Source organism: Leptospira semungkisensis, assembly GCF_004770055.1.
GTDB lineage: Bacteria > Spirochaetota > Leptospiria > Leptospirales > Leptospiraceae > Leptospira_B > Leptospira_B semungkisensis.
The window spans coordinates 736,687-757,165 of sequence record NZ_RQEP01000019.1 but is presented as its reverse complement, the minus strand read 5'-3'; the positions used below and the strand labels follow the sequence as shown (position 1 = coordinate 757,165).

At 43.8% G+C, this 20,479-nt stretch carries 19 protein-coding genes; 13 read left to right on the top strand and 6 right to left on the bottom strand.

Translation table 11 applies throughout. From position 1 onward, the window contains the following. Nucleotides 1-75 precede the first annotated feature (75 nt). Nucleotides 76-561, bottom strand: a complete 486-nt coding sequence (locus tag EHO59_RS17750) for a GNAT family N-acetyltransferase (RefSeq protein ID WP_135589770.1) — start codon at nt 559-561, stop codon at nt 76-78. Between the two features lie 208 nt (nt 562-769). Here EHO59_RS17750 and EHO59_RS17745 point away from each other — a divergent pair, with 208 nt between their 5' ends. Then, the gene (locus tag EHO59_RS17745; RefSeq protein WP_246053037.1) at nt 770-1,513 is read left to right on the top strand and encodes a zinc metalloprotease; all 744 of its coding nucleotides are present in this window, start codon (nt 770-772) and stop codon (nt 1,511-1,513) included. Nucleotides 1,514-1,520: 7 nt separating this feature from the next. Here the strand turns inward: EHO59_RS17745 and EHO59_RS17740 are convergent, their stop codons facing one another. Then, the gene (locus EHO59_RS17740; protein ID WP_135589768.1) at nt 1,521-2,918 is read right to left on the bottom strand and encodes a glycine--tRNA ligase; all 1,398 of its coding nucleotides are present in this window, start codon (nt 2,916-2,918) and stop codon (nt 1,521-1,523) included. Between the two features lie 105 nt (nt 2,919-3,023). Here EHO59_RS17740 and EHO59_RS17735 point away from each other — a divergent pair, with 105 nt between their 5' ends. From EHO59_RS17735 to EHO59_RS17720, 4 genes are read left to right on the top strand one after another with little or no spacing between them, the layout of a single operon-like run. Next, the gene (locus tag EHO59_RS17735; RefSeq protein ID WP_135589874.1) at nt 3,024-4,709 is read left to right on the top strand and encodes a TonB C-terminal domain-containing protein; all 1,686 of its coding nucleotides are present in this window, start codon (nt 3,024-3,026) and stop codon (nt 4,707-4,709) included. Next, complete coding sequence (locus EHO59_RS17730) at nt 4,706-5,470, top strand: PrsW family glutamic-type intramembrane protease (protein ID WP_135589767.1); 765 nt, start codon at nt 4,706-4,708, stop codon at nt 5,468-5,470. The genes EHO59_RS17735 and EHO59_RS17730 overlap by 4 nt, the downstream gene beginning before the upstream one ends. Next, nucleotides 5,467-6,372: a 50S ribosomal protein L11 methyltransferase gene (locus EHO59_RS17725; protein ID WP_135589766.1), complete on the top strand. Its 906-nt coding sequence runs from the start codon at nt 5,467-5,469 to the stop codon at nt 6,370-6,372. The genes EHO59_RS17730 and EHO59_RS17725 overlap by 4 nt, the downstream gene beginning before the upstream one ends. Before the next feature lie 45 nt (nt 6,373-6,417). Further along, on the top strand, nt 6,418-7,410 hold the full coding sequence (locus EHO59_RS17720) for an adenosine kinase (protein ID WP_135589765.1): 993 nt from the start codon (nt 6,418-6,420) through the stop codon (nt 7,408-7,410). Between the two features lie 88 nt (nt 7,411-7,498). Here EHO59_RS17720 and EHO59_RS17715 read toward each other — a convergent pair whose 3' ends face one another. The 4 genes from EHO59_RS17715 to EHO59_RS17700 all read right to left on the bottom strand — a co-directional run bounded on the left by EHO59_RS17715 (nt 7,499) and on the right by EHO59_RS17700 (nt 11,395). Then, entirely contained in the window at nt 7,499-8,770 is a 1,272-nt protein-coding gene (locus EHO59_RS17715) for an LIC11270 family surface protein (RefSeq protein WP_135589764.1), read from the bottom strand. Then, nucleotides 8,767-9,612, bottom strand: coding sequence for a hypothetical protein (locus tag EHO59_RS17710; protein WP_135589763.1), 846 nt, complete (start codon nt 9,610-9,612; stop codon nt 8,767-8,769). Before EHO59_RS17710 ends, EHO59_RS17715 begins: the two co-directional genes overlap by 4 nt. Further along, nucleotides 9,609-10,436, bottom strand: coding sequence for a tRNA pseudouridine(38-40) synthase TruA (gene truA / locus EHO59_RS17705; protein ID WP_135589762.1), 828 nt, complete (start codon nt 10,434-10,436; stop codon nt 9,609-9,611). Before truA ends, EHO59_RS17710 begins: the two co-directional genes overlap by 4 nt. A 77-nt stretch (nt 10,437-10,513) precedes the next feature. Next, entirely contained in the window at nt 10,514-11,395 is an 882-nt protein-coding gene (locus EHO59_RS17700) for a DUF2225 domain-containing protein (protein ID WP_135589761.1), read from the bottom strand. Between the two features lie 134 nt (nt 11,396-11,529). On the opposite strand from EHO59_RS17700, the gene EHO59_RS17695 reads away from it, so the two are divergent. From EHO59_RS17695 to lsa25 (EHO59_RS17660), 8 genes are all read left to right on the top strand, one after another. After that, nucleotides 11,530-12,645 carry an LIC11274 family protein gene (locus EHO59_RS17695; protein ID WP_135589760.1) on the top strand — a complete coding sequence of 372 codons (1,116 nt, stop codon included), beginning with the start codon at nt 11,530-11,532 and terminating at the stop codon, nt 12,643-12,645. Nucleotides 12,646-12,795: 150 nt separating this feature from the next. Then, complete coding sequence (locus EHO59_RS17690; protein WP_135589759.1) at nt 12,796-13,593, top strand: lysophospholipid acyltransferase family protein; 798 nt, start codon at nt 12,796-12,798, stop codon at nt 13,591-13,593. Beyond that, complete coding sequence (locus EHO59_RS17685) at nt 13,590-15,065, top strand: acetyl-CoA carboxylase biotin carboxylase subunit (protein ID WP_135589758.1); 1,476 nt, start codon at nt 13,590-13,592, stop codon at nt 15,063-15,065. Before EHO59_RS17690 ends, EHO59_RS17685 begins: the two co-directional genes overlap by 4 nt. Further along, nucleotides 15,062-15,538 carry an acyl-CoA carboxylase biotin carboxyl carrier protein subunit gene (locus tag EHO59_RS17680; RefSeq protein ID WP_135589757.1) on the top strand — a complete coding sequence of 159 codons (477 nt, stop codon included), beginning with the start codon at nt 15,062-15,064 and terminating at the stop codon, nt 15,536-15,538. Before EHO59_RS17685 ends, EHO59_RS17680 begins: the two co-directional genes overlap by 4 nt. Before the next feature lie 237 nt (nt 15,539-15,775). After that, complete coding sequence (gene omp85, locus EHO59_RS17675) at nt 15,776-17,296, top strand: Omp85 family outer membrane protein (protein ID WP_135589756.1); 1,521 nt, start codon at nt 15,776-15,778, stop codon at nt 17,294-17,296. Nucleotides 17,297-17,307: 11 nt separating this feature from the next. Next, nucleotides 17,308-17,976 carry a surface adhesin Lsa25 gene (gene lsa25, locus EHO59_RS17670; protein WP_135589755.1) on the top strand — a complete coding sequence of 223 codons (669 nt, stop codon included), beginning with the start codon at nt 17,308-17,310 and terminating at the stop codon, nt 17,974-17,976. A 297-nt stretch (nt 17,977-18,273) separates the two neighbouring features. Then, nucleotides 18,274-19,791 carry an Omp85 family outer membrane protein gene (omp85, locus tag EHO59_RS17665; RefSeq protein ID WP_135589754.1) on the top strand — a complete coding sequence of 506 codons (1,518 nt, stop codon included), beginning with the start codon at nt 18,274-18,276 and terminating at the stop codon, nt 19,789-19,791. Between the two features lie 11 nt (nt 19,792-19,802). After that, entirely contained in the window at nt 19,803-20,471 is a 669-nt protein-coding gene (gene lsa25, locus EHO59_RS17660; RefSeq protein ID WP_135589753.1) for a surface adhesin Lsa25, read from the top strand. Nucleotides 20,472-20,479 lie beyond the last annotated feature (8 nt).

Genomic DNA, 20,479 nt, shown 5'->3' with positions numbered 1-20,479 from the left:
ATTTTTTTGCGAACCCACGGGCCACTCCCCCCGATCCCGAAGATGGGTGGGGGCCGTCGCATCGAATTAACTAAATTACTGTACTAGCTTCCTGAATCTCACATAAAACGGATCGAATCCCATCTTCTTCCAGAATTCTACTGCGCCTTCATTCTCAGAGATTGCTCTGAGTTCGATTGCTAAGATCCCTTTTTCTTTTGCCCATCGAAAGGTTTCTTCCACGAGAGGTTTCATGTAGCCTGATTTTCTTTTGCCTTGTTTGGTGATTGCCAGGTCTATGAATAGATTCTGTTCTTCCTCGAGATAGGGTTTTTCTTCTACCCTTGCGATCAAAATAGAAACCAGTTCTTCTTCCACAAAACCCCCGATGAAAACGATCTTATCCGTTCCTCGAAGTTTGAGATAAATATCTACCATTTTGGCGGCCGCTCTCGGGCGAATCCGAAAGACTCCATCTAGTTGAAAACGATTCACCATTCGAAAGAATTGGTTTACGAGTTCGATTACTGCCTCTCTGTTTTCCGGTAGGATTTGCCGAATCGTTAAAGTTTCTTTTTGCATCTTCTTGATCTTCTAAAACTGGTTTGATCTGTGGAGTATTTTTTACAGGTTCGTTGGAAACTTGGATCTTCCCAAGTCCAAATAATTGCAAATCTTCTCTTTAGATTTGTTATCTAAATAAAGCATTATGTTTTTTCGTGCGCTTTTACTTCTCCTTATATTACTCTGTTCCAATTGCGAAAATCAAAAAGGGGAAACTTCTCCCATTTTGCAAGGCCTGTTGGCCCTGGATTATTTGATCCTAAGCGACCCTGATCGTTCTTCCGTCTATTTCTCAACCACCCGCTCTGCAAGTGTGGAGATTGCATACGAGGACGGAGCGGAGCCTAATACTGGGAATTTTGCCGTTGCTCCTACGACTTCTGTGTGGAGCGTGACTGAGAGTAATCTAATAAATGCGTTCGCAGACAGGGGTTATACTGTGAACGTAACAGTTCCCACAGATCTAAGCTCCATGTCGGAATTTCCGGACCAGGGAAGATCTACTTGGACGATCAATCAACTCTTGGCACTCGTTCCAAAATACAAGGCAGAAGATTCTAACTTTCAATCTGCAAAATTCTTTGTAGTGTTCGTCAAGGGTTCCCTGGCGGAAAATTCGGGAGTGATCGCAGTTACTGTTTCCGGGGCATTCGGGATAGGAGCTCCTACCGTTTTTGTATTTAAGGAAATTATAAACCACTTCCAAGATAACCTTTCTCCGGACAAGGTAAGAAAAGCGGAGCAAATGACTGTGACCCATGAGTTGGGTCATGCTCTAGGTCTTGTGAATACCGGGATCCCTCTTTCTTCGGATCACCAGGATACTGCTCATGGAAATCATTGTACGAATACGAGCTGCGGGATGTATTGGGCTTTAGGCGACGACCGAGTGGATAGTTTTAGTCCAGGTACAAATCCTTTGATCTTCGGATCGGAGTGCATCACGGATATTCGTGATTACACTCCGTAGGAAATTCTTAGAGAAGCCTATCCGCAAAATAGGATTTGAGAGAAGAGATTGCGACCCTTTCCTGAGACATGCTATCTCTTTCTCGAACCGTTACAGTTTGGTCCTTTAAGGAATCGTAATCCACAGTAATGCAATACGGAGTTCCGATCTCGTCTTGTCTACGATATCTCTTACCGATTGCGCCTCCTTCATCGTATTCCATATTTCCTAGATTGGAAAGATCAGCGTAAATAGATTTTGCGAGTTCTGGGAGCCCATCCTTCTTCATAAGAGGAAAGATACCGACTTTCACAGGAGCGATCTTAGGAGAGAATCTAAGTACAGTTCTTGTTTCGCCATCAGCTAATTTCTCTTCGGCATAAGCATCTGTTACAGTGGCTAAGAAGAGTCGATTCAATCCTAAGGCAGGCTCTACTACGTACGGAACGTATTTCTTATTTGCAGCCTGATCTTGGTATTTCAGATCTTCTCCGGAGAATTTCTCGTGCTGGCCAAGATCATAGTCCGTTCTGGAAGCAATGCCCCAAAGCTCTCCCCAACCGAATCCGTATTTGTATTCGATGTCGGAAGTGGCTTCACTGTAGAAGGAGAGTTCTTCCTTCTCATGTTCTCTGATTTTTAAGTTTTCCTTCTTCAAGCCTACTTGCTCAATGAGGAATCGAAGGCAATAATCCACCCAATGAGAGAACCATTCTTTTTGGGTGCCTGGCTCGCAGAAGAATTCCATTTCCATTTGCTCGAACTCTCTGGTTCTGAAGACAAACTGTCTGGCCATGATCTCGTTTCGAAAGGATTTTCCGATCTGAGCGATCCCGAATGGGATCTTATTTCGAGTAGTAGATATTACGTTTTTGAAATTAATGAAGATACCTTGCGCAGTCTCGGGACGAAGATAGATATCCTGTGAATCTTCTGCGGAAGCTCCGTGAGAAGTCTTGAACATCAGGTTGAAGTCTCTGGCTTCCGTAAAAGTGCCTCGATTCCCGCAACTTGGACAGGCGAAATTTCCTGCCTTAATGACTTCGTTCATTTTTTCCAAGGTGAGTCCGGTTGCGGCACCTTCTCCCTTTTGGTCTTCTAAGAATTTGTCTGCGCGAATTCTAGTCTTACAATTCTTGCAATCGATAAGAGGATCGTTAAAATTAGAAACGTGTCCGGAAGCTTCCCAAACTTTCGGATTGAGTAGGATAGAAGAATCCAAACCGACTACGTCCTCTCTCAGATGAACGAAGTGTTTCCACCAGAGCCTTTTTAAGTTATGGAGAAGCTCGGCTCCGTACGGACCGTAATCGAACGTGTTAGAAAGACCTCCGTAGATCTCGGATCCTGGGTATACAAAACCTCTTCGTTTGCAAACGGACACGATGTCCTTAAGAGAGGCGTCTAGGGTTTCTTTTTTCTCCATGAGTCCAATGATTCTCGCATAGGATTCGCGATAAAGTATTAAATTCCCAGGAAGTTTGCCAATTCTTGTTTGCTTCCGGAACGTGATGGGGTCCAATGGACAAGGATGCTCGCGACTCTAACAGCCGATGCCCGAAAAAGAAAAGTCGTCGCATGGGGGATCAACTTTCTCTCATGGATTTCCCCGTTTATAGGCTTTGGTATTTTCTTTCCTCTCGGAGTCTTATTTGCATTTCCTCATCATAAGGAAATCCGAAGGACCGCATTTTCTTCTATCGTATTACAAATTGCGATCGCTTCCATTCTCTATCCGTTGGAGTTCCTTCTTCTTTTTTCTCCCGAAGCAGAGCAGATCTTTAATGCCTTAGTCTTACTCACTCCAGAAGAACCAAAATTTTACGGAGTTGGAGTACTTGCCGTTCTATTTATTGCAGGTCTTGCTATTCTTTTACTGCAAGCCAGGTTCGTTCGTAACAGATTAAGATCGAGAGAAGGAAATCCTCCGATCACAAATCCGATCCTGGTTTTTATCGCTCTTATCTGTTTGATCCTGTTCACGGGATATTTTACCTACGACGATATCTTCCGAACTAAGATGGCTACCTTTGTGGTATTCTCCGAGAGCCTTTGGGTCTTTTTCCCTTGGACAATCGCGTTAGCCGGAATGATGTCCGCCAAGAGACCGGTCTTTATTTTCAGAAGACCCTGGGCCTGGTTCGTAAGACAATCTAAAGATGCCCGCGCTTCTGAAACGGGAAATTCGCCTTCTTCATTACGCAAGCAAAGGAACTCGAAGATCAGAGATATGATCCTTCCTGGATGGGGGCATATCTATAACGGAAATCTTTGGAGAGGATTCCCGATCCTATTCGTATTCCTTCTTCTTCTATTATTGTTTGCCACATTCTTCTTCTCCTTTTTAGAGCCTGCATTCGGGATCCGTTTTTTAGCTGCTCTAGGTTTGAAGCCAGGGATCTCAGACAAACAATTCTTTGCCTGGGCGTCCACTCTCTGGCCTTGGCTTGTCACATTGGTATTATTCATCTCCGTTGGTCTATTCTCTGGATGGTTACTTAGAAGATCCTTCCATGCCAAGGCTCCTACCACTGGGCTTAGACCTGGATTTGCAAACAATCTAGCGTTAAGCGTGCTTGTGCACCTCATCATTCTCTGTTTGATTCTTATCATCCCCACCATGATGAGCCGCCAAAAACAGGAAGAGAAGGGAAGACCTAACAGCCATTATACTCCTGAGAACCAAGTAGAGTATTGGTTTATAGATCCAAACCTTCCTGAAGAAACGGAAGGCTTGAACGGAGGAGTGATCACAGGCACGGACACTCCTAATTCTGAAATGGGAGAAAAACTCCCGAACGAAAAACCCACGGAAGAGGGAAGGGTAAAAGGAGAAGTCAAGCGGGTCCGTGGAAAGAAACTTCCTCCTACATATTCGAATTATATTTCCGCGAAGATGAGAACCTATGAGTCCTTTATGGATTATTGGAGAAGCGCACCTCAAAACTATTCTTGCGTGGTTGCTTATACGATCACTCCGGAAGGGGAAGTGGTGGATGTTCAACTCGTAGAGCATTCCGTATATCCGGACCAGGATCGACGAACCTTGGAATTGATAGAGAATCTTTCTCCCATGATGCCTCCTCCGAATATGAAAGGTTATATTAGAGTAACTGAATTATTCTGGAACGGTGCCATCAATCCGGACGCGATGCCAACAGAATTACAAAAGGAACTAGTGACCATGTATGACGGACGCTATATGGAGGAACTATGAATATAGGTCTTCTTGCTGTCTTGAGTATTCTTCCTTGGGCCTTCTTTCTAGTTTATACTCATCCTAAAACGAACCAAACTCGATTGTTTGTCGCCATTATTTTTTCCTTAGTGCTTGGTTGGATCTCTACTGAATTGGTCTTAAAATTGAGCGCCTTTCTCTGGCCCGAGACTTCTTCCGTGACGGCTAAGGTGAGCAAGTCCATACTCTCTCAAACCGTTTTTTTGGCATTCATCAAGGCAGGAATGATGGAAGAACTCTGCAAATCCATTCTGATACTGATCCTTGCATTGCTGATCTCTTTTGACAGACATACTATGACATTTTTGCCGGAGACATTTATCATTGGTGGTTTCGTTGCACTCGGTTTTGCAGGAATCGAGAATTACCAATATATCATGTCCGCAAACGAGCAAGACAGAGTTCCCACATTTATAGTAAGAACATTAAAATCTTCGAATGCACATTTGCTCGTGAACCTTTGTTTCGCACTCTTTCTGATCAAAAGCAATTATAAACCTTACGGAGAAAAAATCCTGTATATACTGAAAGGATTTCTTCTCGCGGTGGCCCAACACGGATTATTCGACTTCTTCGTATTCCCAAGCGGAAGGTTCGGCGTCTGGATCGCTATGGCATTATTTGTCGGGATTTGGGTTTGGATCGTGAAGGATCGTCGTAAATATATTTTAGAAGCTTCAGAGACTTCTATTCCTGAGGAAGAAATATTGAAACCCAGCTTGCCTGAGATAATCCGTTGAGATACAGAGAGATCAAGGTATCTATACCCAAAGACTTTGCGGAAGATTTCTCCGCCTTATTAGATGAATGGCAGGTCGCAGGATATTACGAAATCCTGTTTGACAGAGAGGAACCTCGAAAACCGGGAGAAGAAATCATCTCGGACAATACTCCAATCCGTGTTTATCTGGCAGAAGAAGATACTGCTTCCGAAGCAAAGATATGGATCTATCTACAGACAGTAGCAGCAGAGAATTCATTTGCGGAAGCTCGCTGGATAGAGACCAAGGAATACGAAGAGGCATATAAAGAATTTTATAAGCCGTTTTCTGTCGGAGTCTTTTGGGTGGTCCCTACTTGGGAGAAGGAAGACTGGGAAAAAAACAAAGTCCCCGAACGAAAGGATTCCATTCCGGTGTATATCAATCCTGGCCTAGCCTTTGGTACTGGACATCACGAAACGACTCGACTCGTTCTTTCCCGATTGGGTTCTCTTTCATTGCAAGGAAAGAAGGTTGCGGATATAGGAGCCGGCTCCGGAATATTATCAGTTGCAGCAGCAAAACTCGGGACTTCCAAGATCATTGCAGTAGATATAGATCCAAATGCTGTCCGCTCTTCGGTATTCAATCGAGATGAGAACGAGATTACAAATGATCTCTTACAAGTAGAAGAGGGCGGCTTCGATCATCCTTTAATCAAGGAAGAGGAATACGATCTTTGTGTGGCCAATATCACTTTCGCTGTCTTAAGAGCGAATATGGACCGGATCGCGGCATTGAAAACAAAGCATTATTTATTTAGCGGAGTGATTACGGAGAGAAAGGAAGAATTCCTGGAACTCCTGAAAACGGAAGTCGGAGGAAAACTCGTATATGAGGATTCTAAGAACGGTTGGGAACTCATAGAGTGGATCCGCTAAAGATTTAAATATTAAAAAATCCTAATAGAAAATTACGGAGAAAAAATGAAACATTACGATGTATTCGGGATCGGGAACGCGCTTGTGGACATATTGGTCCCGACAGAAGAAGCTTTCTTAACTAAGTTGGGCTGGACCAAGGGTGTGATGACCCTGGTAGATGCGGAGGCACAAGGAAAAGTATTAACCGCTCTGGACAGTCATAAGAAGGAACTTAGATCCGGAGGAAGTGCTGCGAATACAATGATCGCTCTTGCGAATTCGGGCGGGACTGGAACGTATACCGGAAAAGTCACCGAGGATACTTATGGAGAATTCTATAAGCAAGACATGGAGAAGGCAGGAATCCTCTTCGAAGTAAAACCTTCCAACGACGGACATACAGGGACTTGTGTCGTTCTCACTACTCCAGACGCTGAGAGAACCATGCTCACTCACTTAGGGATTTCTACTACTCTGACTAAACATGACTTGGATCTTGAGAAATTAAAGGCTTCTTCTTATAGTTATGTAGAAGGATATCTTTGGGACGGACCTTCTACCAAAGAAGCATGCGTTCTTACTATGGAAGAATCCAAAAAGGCCGGAGTCAAAGTAGCTTTCACTTATAGCGATCCTTTCTGTGTGAATCGTTCGAGAGAAGATTTCATTCGATTAACGAAAGAATATTGCGATTTAGTTTTTTGTAATGCAGAAGAGGCGAAAGCCCTTGCAGGAACTTCTTCCAAAGAAGACGCTTTGAAATTTGTGTCCTCTCTTTGCAATCATGTGATGATGACCGACGGATCCAATGGCGCCTTTGCCGTTGAAAAAGGGGAAATCAAACATGTAAGCGGTTTTTCCGTAGAGAAGTTATTGGATACTACCGGTGCAGGGGATTGCTTTGCAGCCGGAGTATTGTATGGTCTCACTCACGGATTCACTGCTGAAAGATCCGCTAAATGGGGAAATTACGTTGCTTCTCGTATCGTCCAAGAGATCGGACCTAGACTGTCCGTTCGACTCATGGGACGCCAAGAAGAAATATTAGGAAAATGAAAGCCTAATATTCAAAAAGCAGAATGTAAAACAAAAAGGCCGAGTATGAAACTCGGCCTTTTTTATAAAGAAATCATTCAATCGGATATCAAGGGCAGGAATAAGTAAGAGAAATCGTTCCCATATTTCCGTTTTCCGGAGCAGAGAATGTGAGGGGAGTTCCGACGATAGTGTCCGGAAATCCGTCCACATAGGCTGTATCCGCCAAGCAATACATTGTATGCAATCCTGGATTGATATATTTGAATTTAACCACTCCGTTCCTCGCAGGAGAAGCGATCAAAGGAAGTTTTTTGAGAAGATCTGCATGAGGTTCCGCAGCTCGATAGATCGCAAGATAATGAGTTAAACTTCCTGTTCCGTTCGTGACTTCCAAAGAAGAGGCGCTGCTCGGATAAATTGTTCTGGATCTAGATAAAAGTCCTCCTCCTATATCGGATTGGCCTGCGTGATTCGTATGCCAGTCGCTGATGGAGATTAGAGTTGCAGCATTCGATCCATCCGTTGCAGCGATGGAATGGATCATTAAGTTTTCCTTAAGGTTCATTCTTACTTCGAAGATATAAGGCTCATATCCAGGCTTGAAATCCATATCTGCCTCTCCAGTTTGCATGGAATACAAAAGAGGAAAGATCAAAGGATAGGTGGACTTATCTACTGTGCCAGCAGGATACGCTAATCTAGGCACAATATTGAATCCGTTGATCCCATAGTTATCGAAGAAGGTTACAGTGGAAAGAGTCACCCCTGGAGAATTTCCCCAAACAGTGACTAGATTTCGGATATATGTTCCTGTATAATAATACTGGCTCGGCTGCCCGTCGCTTGTTCCTGCAGTCGGATCGTTAGAAGGATACTCGGCTCCTTCTCCATTTAGGAATTGGATCATTTTATAGATCCCATTCTGCTGGCTACAGGTATTGGAGTTCAATGTATAAGGCTGAGTACAGAACACCTCTCGGTTGGGTGCGATATAATTCCAGAATGCCTTTGCTTGTGCAGCAGTTCGGATCTGAGAGAGGCCTCCCACTCCTTCTTGTAGTTTGGAGGAGATACGCACCTCACCTATATCGATATAGATAGGTAAGTTATACGCCTTTGGAAGACCAGCCAAATTGAACGCTGGATCTCCGGAAGGATCCTTATAAAAAGTACCTGTCCCATTATTATACTCCGTGAAATCCAAAGGATTATCCGTAGCATAAGTTCCTTTCATCAGTAAAAGCATTCTTGTATTGAATAAGGTACTGACCACAGGATCGCTGGTGGCATTTCCCATCCAATGGCCTACTTTGCAATTCGCCCCGTAAGCGATAGTGAGGAGATACAAGAATAGAAGTTTCAGACTCTTTTGCTTCATAAGAATACACTCACCATCAAACCAAAATGAAAGAACTCAGTATTTACCGTTTTATAATAATAAGGATCGTTTAACCTGGATTCTACGGTTGGACCCACATAAGGATACTTGGTACCTGCAGGAGCATTCAAGTCGGATTCATAAATTTTATTATAGTCTACTCGGACACCAATTCGAATTTTCTTTCCGGCAATAAAACTCGCCTCAAAGCCAGCATACATCATGTGGTCCCAACGAGACGTATTGGCAGGTCTTGCCACAACGTATGCTTCTCCCATTCCCGCCTTGGCCATGAACGAGATCGGAAGTTCGATCGGGATCTTGTAAACGAGAGCACCGTAAACTGGAATTGTGGTAAGTGCTCTCTCTGATCTAGAAAGATAATTAGAATAAGAAGAACCGAACTCAAGATAGAAGAGCCAAGGCCAAGGAACTCGAAAGAATAATCCTCCGCCCAAAGTTGTATTCAAGACTTCTTGGGCAGCGGAACCCGGAAATGGATTCGAGGCACCGATCCAAAAACCAAGTTCCGGTTTTCGGTTATCGTAGAAAGTAGGAGCGGATTCCTCTTCGAGGGCTTCTTCGTCCTCATCATCCGTTTTTTCTTTTTTCTCAGTACGAGATAGACCGGAAGAAGGCAGATTTCCTCCACCTCCACCGCCCTGTGCTAGGACAATTAGTTCACCGTTCTTGAAGCTATTTCCCATCTTCAAGTAATCCATGGGTCCATCTATCTTATTGCCTCCCAGATACTTTACGGTTTTCTGATCCAATTCCGTAGGAACTGAGAAGATAGCCGTCCAAGGCAAAAATAAGAAGGTGAGGGGAAGGAAACGTTTCATCGAGGTACTCCCTCGAATTCGTTCCTTTCCTTATAGAGACGATCGATTTGAGGATAGGAATCGTAATAGGCTCGTAAGAAATACAATCCATAAGGAGGCAGAGTGATACCGGCGATTGTTCTGTCTTTGGAGGAAAGTATTTTCAATATATTCGTCTCTTTGCGCTTCTCAATGGCAATTTCAAAAAGGGTCCCGGTCAAAATGCGGACCATATTATGTAGAAAACCGTTGGCCTTGATCCTCAACCTAAGAAGCCCAGGTTCCTCTTGGCTTTCGATCACGCTTGCATCGTAAATGACCCTGGTAGTTGTCCTACGGTTCCGCATAGAAGTCGCTTTTGCGAGGCTTCTGAAGTCGTGTTCTCCCTTTAGTAGTTCCAGTTCTTCCCTTAAGCGAGAAACGTCAATCCGATGTTGGTACCAAAAAGCGCGGTTTTTCCAGATAGGACGTGGGAACCTTGCGTTAATAAGTAGGTACTCATATTCCCTTGCGCTGCAGGAGAATTGGGAGTTGAATTCGAAAGGAACTTCAGTGATTCCTAAGATGGACAGACCCCGGTCGGTGAGTGCGTTCATTCCTAGAAGGAACTTGGAGAGATTCTCGATTGGAAAATCCGTTTTAAAGTTCACGATCATTCCCCGAGCATGAACTCCTGTGTCCGTTCTTCCTGCTCCCCAGATGCGAACAGATTTTTTAAGAAGAACTAAGAGTGCCTTTTCGATTTCTTCCTGAACGGTCGGAGACTGTTTTTGGCTTTGGTAGCCGAAGAAACAGCCGCCGTCGAACTCGATGAGTAAGGCGTAATTTCTAGGATCTTCCGTCATAGGGCAGGGAACGATTTCGTATTAGAGATTCCAAATAAAGAAGGCACAAACGGAAGAATATTCAAAAAAGCGAATGCTTATTTTTCTCCGCCCATCTCTTCGATGATCTTATTATATTCATCGTAGAGTTCTTTGGCCATATCGATAATGACGGAAGGTTTGGACTTGGAAGCCTTTCCTGATCCATACAATCTGGAAAGAGTTCGTTTTGCTCGAATGAGAAGATTCAATTTAGAAGCTTGGTCTGTGGACAATTCTTCCTTGAACTTCATAGTAAGATAAGCGGAAAGATAAATGACTCCGTCAAATCCCCAGTTCTTGTCCGTATCAGGACCCAATAGATAAGAAGCTGCATCCACTGGTTCGGATCCGGACTGCATGATTTCCATTGTATCCGTGTACCAGCCTGCCGATTTTTGGTAGAGAAGATCCCGTACCTTATCGTAACCCATGCCCGGAAATTCGGTATTCACATCATCGAAGTACCAGGCGCCACGCACTGCACAGACTGCCTTTTTAGGAGTAGGGGCCACAGTGACCTTGCGGCTTTGGTAACATTCAATGGCTAAAAGATAGGAAGCGGCTCCGAGGATCAGGTTTCTTTCTTGGTAGAAGTCGACCGGTCCCATGATGAGCTCTATATTCTTGCGACGGACCTCTGCGGACTCTCGGAGTTTTGCGAGTTCATCCGCATCCATGCTGCTCCAGTCCTTAGGAAAACTGGTATAAAGACAACGAGGGCAAACATTCAGAACGTAATCGTTCGGCGAAACCCGTCCGAATTTCTTGTTTTTCTCGTAAAGGCGACGTAATTCCTGGGTGAGCTTGCCTGCGATCAGCCTTCCCCCGCCCTGGAACATGCTCTCCCTTTGGTGCACTTCGTTGCAGATTGGACAAACGGTATCTTCTTTGTTTCGGAAGGAGATTTTTTTGCCTTGGGCTAATGCAGTTGCTGTCATAGGAAGAAATTCCGGAAAAATGCATCCGGAAGCGTCAATTCTCACCGTATTCTAACCGATAGACTAAGAAGAAAAGCACGATTTTCGGGTTGAACCCGATCTCCGCACGGAGAAGCTAAGGAAAAGGTCCGCCAATGAAGAAACTTCTCGTTTTCATGATTGCGATGTTAGTCGCACCCGCTCTATTACACGGCGAAGCCGTGTCTATGAAATCGTATAAGAAGCGGATAGAGTTATTAACCTATTTGAGATCGATAGAGCCTATCGTAAAAAATTATCCCGGCGATGTAAAACAAGCCGGAGGTGGGGCCCAGAACCAAGCACAGGGAGATGGGGATAGACTCATAAAATATAAGGAGCTAAAAAGACTCTACCAAGAAGGATTATTGTACTTCTTCGAAGGGAATCATGTGAATTCCTATCGCAGATTCTTAGAGGCTCAGTTGGGAATGGAACTTCTTCTGGAAGAAATGTCCCAAGCTTACGTCGAGCGTACTGAAGAAATCTTAAAGACCGCAATCGAGAAGAAGAATCCGAATAGCCCTATGGACAAGGCGCTCGTGGATATCTCTGTCGAATACGGAAAGACTAGTTATATTCGTGCGGATATCAAAGAAAATCGTGAGGCTCCATTCACTCGTAGGATGTACAATCCTAGAGAATTCCATTACGTGGTGAATAAGTACACCATCGAAAAGAATATGGAACTAGGATATCAGTTCTTAGGAGAAGCTAAGGAAGCTAGAAATAACGCACTCAAGATCGAAAAGCATTTGGAAAAACACCAGAAGCTTCAACCTGAGCATAGAAAGCATCGCATCGAAATGTATTTGGGAGCGATCAATCTTTGCAGGGATGCAAGATCCAACGCAATGAACATCTTCAAGCTGAAGTATCCTTATGATAATTACTATCTGCAAAGATCCGATGCTAAGACCGAAGAGGTGAGAAACGAATTGGGAGAGATCACTCCTGGAGAAGTAGTTTCTATAGAAGGAGTCACTTACGATTTCTCTACGAACCCTTTGGTAAGAGCGGATGCTAAGATGAGTCCGATATTCGATAAGAGAATTCCGGATGATTATCGCAGAGACGCAGTGGATATCCTCGGAAGAGTTTATGACGACGAGGTCGATAACAAACTCTATCTTCGTTGGGATGCAGACACTCGTAAAAAACTTCTGGGAGATAAAGTCCCTCCAGGCAGTAAGAAAGCGAAGCAAAACGCGCAGCAACCTAGCAACAAATAAAACAGATTTTCAAGACGCCGGTGTTTCACCGGCGTTCTTATTTCTTCTCAAAACTTGCAAGCGAACGTCGTAAGTTATAGTCTCTTCCTTCCTATTCATCTCTCAAGAATTTGCTTTCCCTGCCTACGGGATTCGTAAAGCATAGTAAGCATGAATCCACTCAAGTTTATGGAAAGCCGATTGGGCAGGTTTTCCAAGAAGTATCGTAACCTAGTATTACGCACCTATGTTGTAACATTGAGATTGGTCCTTACGGTGGCCTTTCCTAATATGGTTGCCGGGATCTTCTACGCGATTCTAGGAAAGAGGGAAAAGCAATACAAAGCCTTCTTAAAAGGTTCTAAAACTTGGGGACGCGCCGTGATCAAAATGACAAAGACGGAACTCATCATCAAGAATGAGATCCAAGTCCCAGAAACAGGACATTTGATCTTCTTGAACCATGTGAATGAGATCGATTTCCCTTACGATTGTCTGGTCGTGAATAGACCCTATCTTGCAAACCAAGTCATTAAGAAGACCTTAATCGCGTATTGGTGGATGAAAGCAATGGGATCTCAGGTGTTCGAAACATCTAAGGCGACCACTATTGCAGTCTCCGTTCGAAATGTGATTAAAGGATTATCCACTAATTCTTATATCGTGTATCCGGAAGGTCATAATTCTTATTCTGAGATCATTCAACCTATGCAAAAAGGAATGATCAAACTTGCATTCGAGAACAAGATTCCGGTAGTTGTGATCTTAAAATCCGGAATCACTCGTTACCAGACAGAACCGATGCATACAAAGGTTGGTTATAAATTCATCGGTAGATACGAGCCATGGACCTATGGGACTTGGGAGGCGTTCAGGGACTTTCTCTACAAGACAATGAGCCAGGCCAAAATAGATCTGGACGCAGAGATCGGAACCGTTAGAGAAACTACTACAGTCGGTCCAAAGTGATCCAGAAATTACTCATAGCAAATCGGGGAGAGATCTCTCTTCGCATCCAAAGAACCTGCAAGAGGTTAGGAATCAAGACTGTTGCCGTTTATTCGGACGCAGACAAGGACGCACCTTTCGTAAAGAATGCTGACGAGTCCTATCATATAGGAGGATCGGAACCCTCCAAATCTTATTTAGCTATTCCTAATATATTAAAAGCGATCCAAGCCACTGGAGCGGACGCAGTACATCCTGGGTATGGATTTCTTTCCGAGAAAACCGAATTTGCAAAAGCATTGTCCCAAGCGAAGATCGCATTCCTCGGACCAAGACCGGAAACAGTAGATCTCATGGGAGACAAGATCCGTTCCAGAGCCGCGATGGAAAAAGCAGGAGTACCTGTTGTTCCAGGATACGAAGGAGATTCTCAAGAACCTTCCGTGCTATTAAAGGAAGCGGAGAGGATCGGTTTTCCTGTGATGATCAAGGCGAGTGCCGGCGGAGGGGGAAAAGGAATGAAAAGGGTCTTCTCCAAAGAGGAGTTCCTTCCTTCCTTAGAATCTGCGCAGAGAGAAGCAGGAAATGCTTTCGGGGACGCGCGAGTCTTCTTAGAAAAGTATATTATAAATCCTAGACATATAGAAGTGCAGGTCTTCGGTGATTCTTCCGGAAATGTGATCCATCTTTTTGAGAGAGAATGTTCCATCCAGAGAAGACACCAAAAGGTAGTAGAAGAATCTCCTGCTCCAAATTTGGATCCAAAAATCAAACAGAAGATCTGTGAGGTGGCAGTGCAAGCTGCAAGTTCCATCGGATATCTGGGAGCCGGAACGGTAGAATTCATTTTAGGAGAAGATGGGAATTTCTACTTCTTGGAAATGAATACAAGGTTGCAGGTAGAACATCCTGTGACAGAAGCCGTGACTGGATTCGATTTGGTAGAATGGCAGGTCCGGATCGCAGAAGGAAAAACTCTTACGAGTCTTATGGGTGGAAAGTCACTTGGACAAACGGGACATGCGATCGAAGTCCGTCTGTATGCAGAGGATCCTGAAAATGAATTTTTACCTTCTATCGGAAGGATAGAACTCGCTAAATTCCCGGATCTCCAAAATCTAAGAGTGGATTCTGGAGTGGTCACCGGTTCTGAAGTATCTCTATATTACGATCCGATGCTTGCAAAGCTAATCGGATACGGAAAAAATAGAGAAGAGGCAAGAAAGAACCTGATCGCAGGACTGGAACAGACTGTAGTCTTTGGTCCGATCACTAACGTAAATTATTTAAAGGGAATATTAGAACATTCTGAATTTGCATCCGGACATACAAACACTCATTTCCTGGAAAAGCACAAGATAGAATGGGAAGAAGCCGGAGAAGAGAAAGAGGCACTCGCAAAGACTGCTTCCTTTTTAGTTTCAAGAACTGTTAAGTCTTCTTCCGTTTGGGAAGCGGTTGGTCCGAAAGGACTTTGGGGAGAAATTCTTTGAATCGTACATTCAGACTTCGCTGGAAAGAAAAGGAATACGTTTTGGATCTGGGAGAAACTTCTTCTAGATTGCAGGATCCTGAGAACGGATGGGAATCCTTACTCACTCATTATTCCTGGACGAGAGAAGAAGACGGATCTTATTCCTTACCGGACGGCTCTGTTGCTCTATTAAAAAGTGGTAAATTATATATTCATACCAAAGGAAAGACGTTTCAATTTTCCATCAAAGGAAAAGAGTCTTCTAATTCCGAAACTGCACAGTTCGAGATCAAGAGTCCTATGCCTGGCAAGATCATCAAAATGGAAGTAAAGCCGGGTGATCCGGTTAAGAAGGGCCAAACTCTCGCAGTCGTAGAAGCGATGAAGATGGAGCATGCCTTAAAGGCCGGATTAGACGCGAATGTAAAAGAAGTGCATTCCCAACCGGGAGATATAGTGTCGCAAGACCAGCTCTTGGTTCTACTTTCTTAATATTCTTTTCATCAAACAAAGTCTTCCTCCAAGGAAGAAAGACAGAGCTCACCGAAAAGATTTCATTCCGGTGAAAAATTACTTTTTTATTTCGAACGATTGATCGGTGAATTTTAGAATATTGTTTAAAGATCCAAGATAGAGTTCATCCGATGAGAATCAGTCTTAGGAATAAATTTGACAGTGGTTCTTATGCTAATATAACTTGCGAATTCCATAAAAAATTCAGGTTTTTGCATGAAGCATATCCTCCATAGCATAGGGGTCATCGCTATATTGGCCATAATTTCTTTACAAGAAGCGTCTGCACAAGATGTGCTCGCTGGTTGTGAGAAGCCTCCAGAAAGAAAAGATCTTCCGTTTTACGTCAGCCCAAAAAGACAATTATGTAAGAAAGATTTAGATAAGAAGAAAGAAGGTTGGTTCCCAACTGGACTTCCTCTTTTGAACTCGGACCCGAATACCGGGGTAGGTTACGGTGTTCGCGTATTCGCTTATAATAACGGAACCAAAGATGATCCGTTTTTCGAATATACTCCGTACAAATTCAGGATCTATGCTCAGTATTTCAATACGACTAAGCATCGTCAGTACCAGGATATCGCCTTCGATGCTCCGTATGTTTTCGGAACTCAGTGGCGTTTGCGCGGGGAAGGCGTGTATGACGCAAACCCGAACACATTGTTCTTCGGAATCGGGGAGTCTTCTCTCCATACTCTGAGCTATCAGAACAGGGATCAGAATGGCGGTCAGGTTTACACTAACGCAACTTTTGCGGATCAGCAAAAGAACTTAGCGTATACTAGACCTGGGGGACCTGGGGATCCGGTCGCCTTAGGGGGAGGAGTCTATAGTGGGCTCCAAGCTCAACCAGGATTCAACACCACAAACGCATTATACAATCGTTATAATATCATTTCTCCTACTGCTAACTTAAGTGGAGAAAGAGCGTATGTAGGTGGAACTGTTCGTTTGGTAGCAGGGATGAGGGTTTCTCAAAACATCATCCGGACCTTTGACGGAACTCAGACCACAGGAACGGATCCTCTTTTAGGAGGACTTCCTGTGAACTCCAGTGGAACAGCGTTTAACGGTACTACCAAACTTACTGAAGACCAAAACGCAGGAAAGATTCTCGGATACCATGGAGGTGCAGTGAACACTCTCCGCTTGGGACTCGTATATGATACCCGAGATCTCGAGCCTGACCCGAACCAAGGGGTTTTCTTAGAGGCAACATACGAAAAATCGGCTAAGACCTTCGGATCGAATTACGATTATTCTAAGTATTTTGCCCAAGGAAAATTCTTCTGGAGTCCGTTTCCGAAAGTATTTGATAAGTTAGTTCTCGCAGGTCGCGGAGGTTTCTCTTTAACAGATGGAGATGCTCCTTTCTTCGAATATAGAAACATGTGGGGAACAGAAGGTGTGATCTCCGGTTTGGGAGGAAGAACAACATTAAGAGGTTATAAACAAGATCGTTTTGTTGGTCGCTCTATGGGCTGGGGTAATATCGAGGTGAGATGGCGATTCGCTCAGTTCACCGTTTTAGGTCAGCACTTCGCTCTGAATTTAGTTCCATTCTTTGACTTCGGTAGGGTTTGGGATGATGAGCATAAGGTCGGATTAAAAGGATATAAATACTCTAAGGGAGCAGGTTTGCGTATCGCTTGGAACCAAACTACTCTGATCATTTTGGATTATGCTGTTTCCAGAGAGGATAAGCAGCTGTTCATCAACTTTAACCACGCGTTCTAAGGAAAGGGAAAATGAGAGTATTATATTTTGTTAAATTAATCGCCTTTCTATCCATTGCAGTCCTTGGCTTCGTAGGTTGTGAGGAAAAGATAGATCATAACCGTTATGGTTTTGCTCCAGAAGACAATAATCAACTGATAGCAGGAGCCTTGTTTTTCGAGAACTTCACGAATAATGGAGATGGAAGTACAACAGACAGCATAAGCGGCTTAACCTGGAAGACCTGCTCACAAGGTCAAACTTTCAGTGGCAATGCAAGCCAGTATGATTGCCAAGGTTCTTCCGGAACAGTGATCAATCCAGGCACGTATGGAGCGAAACAACTACAATACTGTAGTGTGAACTTAGAATCTTGCAATACCTTAGGTATTCCTCAGACATTAACTGCAGGGGGTGGTGCTAGTTCCGAAGCATTTGATTCTTGTGCAGCAGATGGAACAGCGGGAGGAGGCTGGAGAGTAGCTACCTTCATAGAATTGAAGTATCTAAGCTCAAACAGCCGTAACTTCATGCTACTGAAATTTCCGAATACAATGGATGATTACTATTGGTCTTCTACAGCCAACGAGCAGGACGGAAGTGGTAAGACAGCTCGAGCGGTTTCCTTTTCTCTAAGCAACTTTGGAGATGATGAGGATTTCACCAAGATCACTCGTTACTTCGTTCGCTGCGTGAGATAGATCGATAACGCTTTAAAGAAAACTAACAGAAAGAAGATGAATGTTATAATGATCTTCTTTCTGTTAGAAAATTTCGCGTTAAGTGATCTCTTTTTTACTTATAACTCACTTATATTTCAGAGTGAACGCAGGTTTACGGATCTGTAATCATTACAAAAAGTTAAATTTCAATGCTTTGTCATGGAACTAAAGCATTTCATCCCAGGTCTCATCAACTTTTAATTCGGAATTTTCAATTGACATAAGTGAAAGCTAAACTGATAACGAACGAACTTAAAATCTTACGTCGGAGGACGCATGAGGATTAGAGGATTTCATTCGTTAGTATTAGCTGCTTGCTTTACCACAGCAGGAATCGAACTGAAAGCCCAAGAAGGACCTCCTACGCCTGGTTGTGCTAAGCCTGCCCCAAGAACGAATCTACCTTTTCCGATGGACATTACGAAACAACTTTGTTCCAAGGATTTGGCGATAAAGAAGGAAGGTTGGTATCCTACAGGTCTTCCTCTCTTGAATTCGGATCCGAATGAAGGGATTGGTTACGGAGTTAGGGTGTATGCTTACAATAATGGAAAGAAAGTAGATCCTCTTTTCGATTATACTCCGTATAGAACTCGATTCTTTGCTCAATATTTTAACACGAATAAGAACGCTCAGTATCACCAGTTAAGTTTGGACATGCCTTTTATAGGCGATACTCAATGGCGTTTGCGAGCAGATGCATTTTTAACGATTACTCCTACCACTCTGTATTTTGGAATTGGTCAGGATTCTATGAAGACCCTGAATTATACGGACAGGAACCAAGCTGGTGGCCAGCAATACACGAATGCTACGTACAATGACCAAGCAAAGAACCTGAGTTATTATAGACCGGGCGGGCCGCAGGATCCTGTTAACTTTGGTGGAAATACATACTACGGAGTTCCGAGCCAACCTGGCTTCGTGGTAACGGATAAAATGTACAACCGTTATCAAATACAAACTCCAATGGTCAATTTGAGTACGGAAAGGTCCTTCTTTGGGGGAACGGTTCGTTTGGTAACAGGTTTGAAGGTTTCTCAAAATATTATCACTACCTTCGATGGCAAAAAGGCCATGGGTTATGATCCTCTCTACGGAGTGGGTTATGGAGCAGAGGTCCCGAATGGAAAAACCCGTTTGACCCAAGACGAAGAAGCGGGTAAGATCAAAGGTTACCATGGAGGATATGTAAACTCACTTCGTTTGGGACTTGTATATGATACTCGGGACTTTGAACCGGATCCAAACAGCGGGGTTTTCTTAGAGGCAACGTACGAGAAGAATAGCAAGAGCTTTGGTTCTGACTTCAACTTTCAGAAATACTTTGCCCAAGGAAAATTCTTCTGGAGTCCGTTTCCGAAAACATTCGACAAGCTTGTGCTCGCCTCTCGATTCGGAGCTGGATTATCCGATGGTGACGTTCCCTTCTTCGAATATAGAAACATGTGGGGAACAGAAGGTTTGATCGGAGGACTCGGAGGTCTTCGTACTATACGAGGTTATAAGCAGGATCGATTCGTTGGTAGAATGATGGGCTGGGGTAACTTAGAGATCCGTTGGAAATTCGCACAAACCTCGATCGGAGGAGAGCATTTCGCATTCAATTTAGTTCCTTTCTTTGACTTCGGTAGAGTTTGGGACGACGAGCATAAGGTCGGACTGCAAGGATATAAATATTCGAAAGGGTTAGGACTAAGGATCGCATGGAACCAGGCAACCATCATCATGATCGACTATGCGAAGTCCAGAGAGGACGAGCAATTGTTCGTCAACTTCAGCCACGCGTTCTAAGGAAAGGGAAAATGAGAGTATTATATTTTGTTAAATTAATCGCCTTTCTATCCGTTGCAGTCCTTGGCTTCGTAGGTTGTGAGGAAAAGATAGATCATAACCGTTACGGTTTTGCTCCAGAAGATAATAATCAACTGATCGCAGGAGCCTTGTTCTTTGAGAACTTCACGAATAACGGAGATGGAAGCACGACAGACAGCATAAGCGGTCTGACCTGGAAGACCTGCTCCCAAGGGCAAACTTTCAGTGGCAATGCAAGCCAGTATGATTGCCAAGGTTCTTCCGGAACAGTGATCAACCCAGGCACGTATGGAGCAAAACAACTTCAATACTGCAGTGTGAACTTGGAATCTTGCAATACGTTGGGTATTCCTCAGACATTGACTGCAGGAAGTGGTGCTAGCTCGGAAGCATTTGATTCTTGTGCGGCAGATGGAACAGCAGGGGGAGGCTGGAGAGTCGCTACCTTCATAGAGTTGAAGTATTTAAGCTCAAACAGTCGTAACTTCATGCTATTGAAATTTCCGAACACGATGGATGATTACTATTGGTCTTCTACTGCGAATGAACAGGACGGAAGCGGTAAGACAGCTCGTGCAGTTTCCTTTTCTCTAAGCAACTTCGGAGATGATGAGGATTTCACCAAGATCACTCGTTACTTTGTTCGCTGCGTAAGATAGATCGATTG

What these genes read in the sequence shown, in the direction of transcription:
- EHO59_RS17750 (WP_135589770.1), bottom strand. Translation starts at nt 561, where the DNA reads ATGCAAAAAGAAACTTTAACGATTCGGCAAATCCTACCGGAAAACAGA.
- EHO59_RS17740 (WP_135589768.1), bottom strand. Translation starts at nt 2,918, where the DNA reads ATGGAGAAAAAAGAAACCCTAGACGCCTCTCTTAAGGACATCGTGTCC.
- EHO59_RS17735 (WP_135589874.1), top strand. Translation starts at nt 3,024, where the DNA reads ATGCTCGCGACTCTAACAGCCGATGCCCGAAAAAGAAAAGTCGTCGCA.
- EHO59_RS17730 (WP_135589767.1), top strand. Translation starts at nt 4,706, where the DNA reads ATGAATATAGGTCTTCTTGCTGTCTTGAGTATTCTTCCTTGGGCCTTC.
- EHO59_RS17720 (WP_135589765.1), top strand. Translation starts at nt 6,418, where the DNA reads ATGAAACATTACGATGTATTCGGGATCGGGAACGCGCTTGTGGACATA.
- EHO59_RS17715 (WP_135589764.1), bottom strand. Translation starts at nt 8,770, where the DNA reads ATGAAGCAAAAGAGTCTGAAACTTCTATTCTTGTATCTCCTCACTATC.
- EHO59_RS17710 (WP_135589763.1), bottom strand. Translation starts at nt 9,612, where the DNA reads ATGAAACGTTTCCTTCCCCTCACCTTCTTATTTTTGCCTTGGACGGCT.
- truA (WP_135589762.1), bottom strand. Translation starts at nt 10,436, where the DNA reads ATGACGGAAGATCCTAGAAATTACGCCTTACTCATCGAGTTCGACGGC.
- EHO59_RS17700 (WP_135589761.1), bottom strand. Translation starts at nt 11,395, where the DNA reads ATGACAGCAACTGCATTAGCCCAAGGCAAAAAAATCTCCTTCCGAAAC.
- EHO59_RS17695 (WP_135589760.1), top strand. Translation starts at nt 11,530, where the DNA reads ATGAAGAAACTTCTCGTTTTCATGATTGCGATGTTAGTCGCACCCGCT.
- EHO59_RS17690 (WP_135589759.1), top strand. Translation starts at nt 12,796, where the DNA reads ATGAATCCACTCAAGTTTATGGAAAGCCGATTGGGCAGGTTTTCCAAG.
- omp85 (WP_135589756.1), top strand. Translation starts at nt 15,776, where the DNA reads ATGAAGCATATCCTCCATAGCATAGGGGTCATCGCTATATTGGCCATA.
- lsa25 (WP_135589755.1), top strand. Translation starts at nt 17,308, where the DNA reads ATGAGAGTATTATATTTTGTTAAATTAATCGCCTTTCTATCCATTGCA.
- omp85 (WP_135589754.1), top strand. Translation starts at nt 18,274, where the DNA reads ATGAGGATTAGAGGATTTCATTCGTTAGTATTAGCTGCTTGCTTTACC.
- lsa25 (WP_135589753.1), top strand. Translation starts at nt 19,803, where the DNA reads ATGAGAGTATTATATTTTGTTAAATTAATCGCCTTTCTATCCGTTGCA.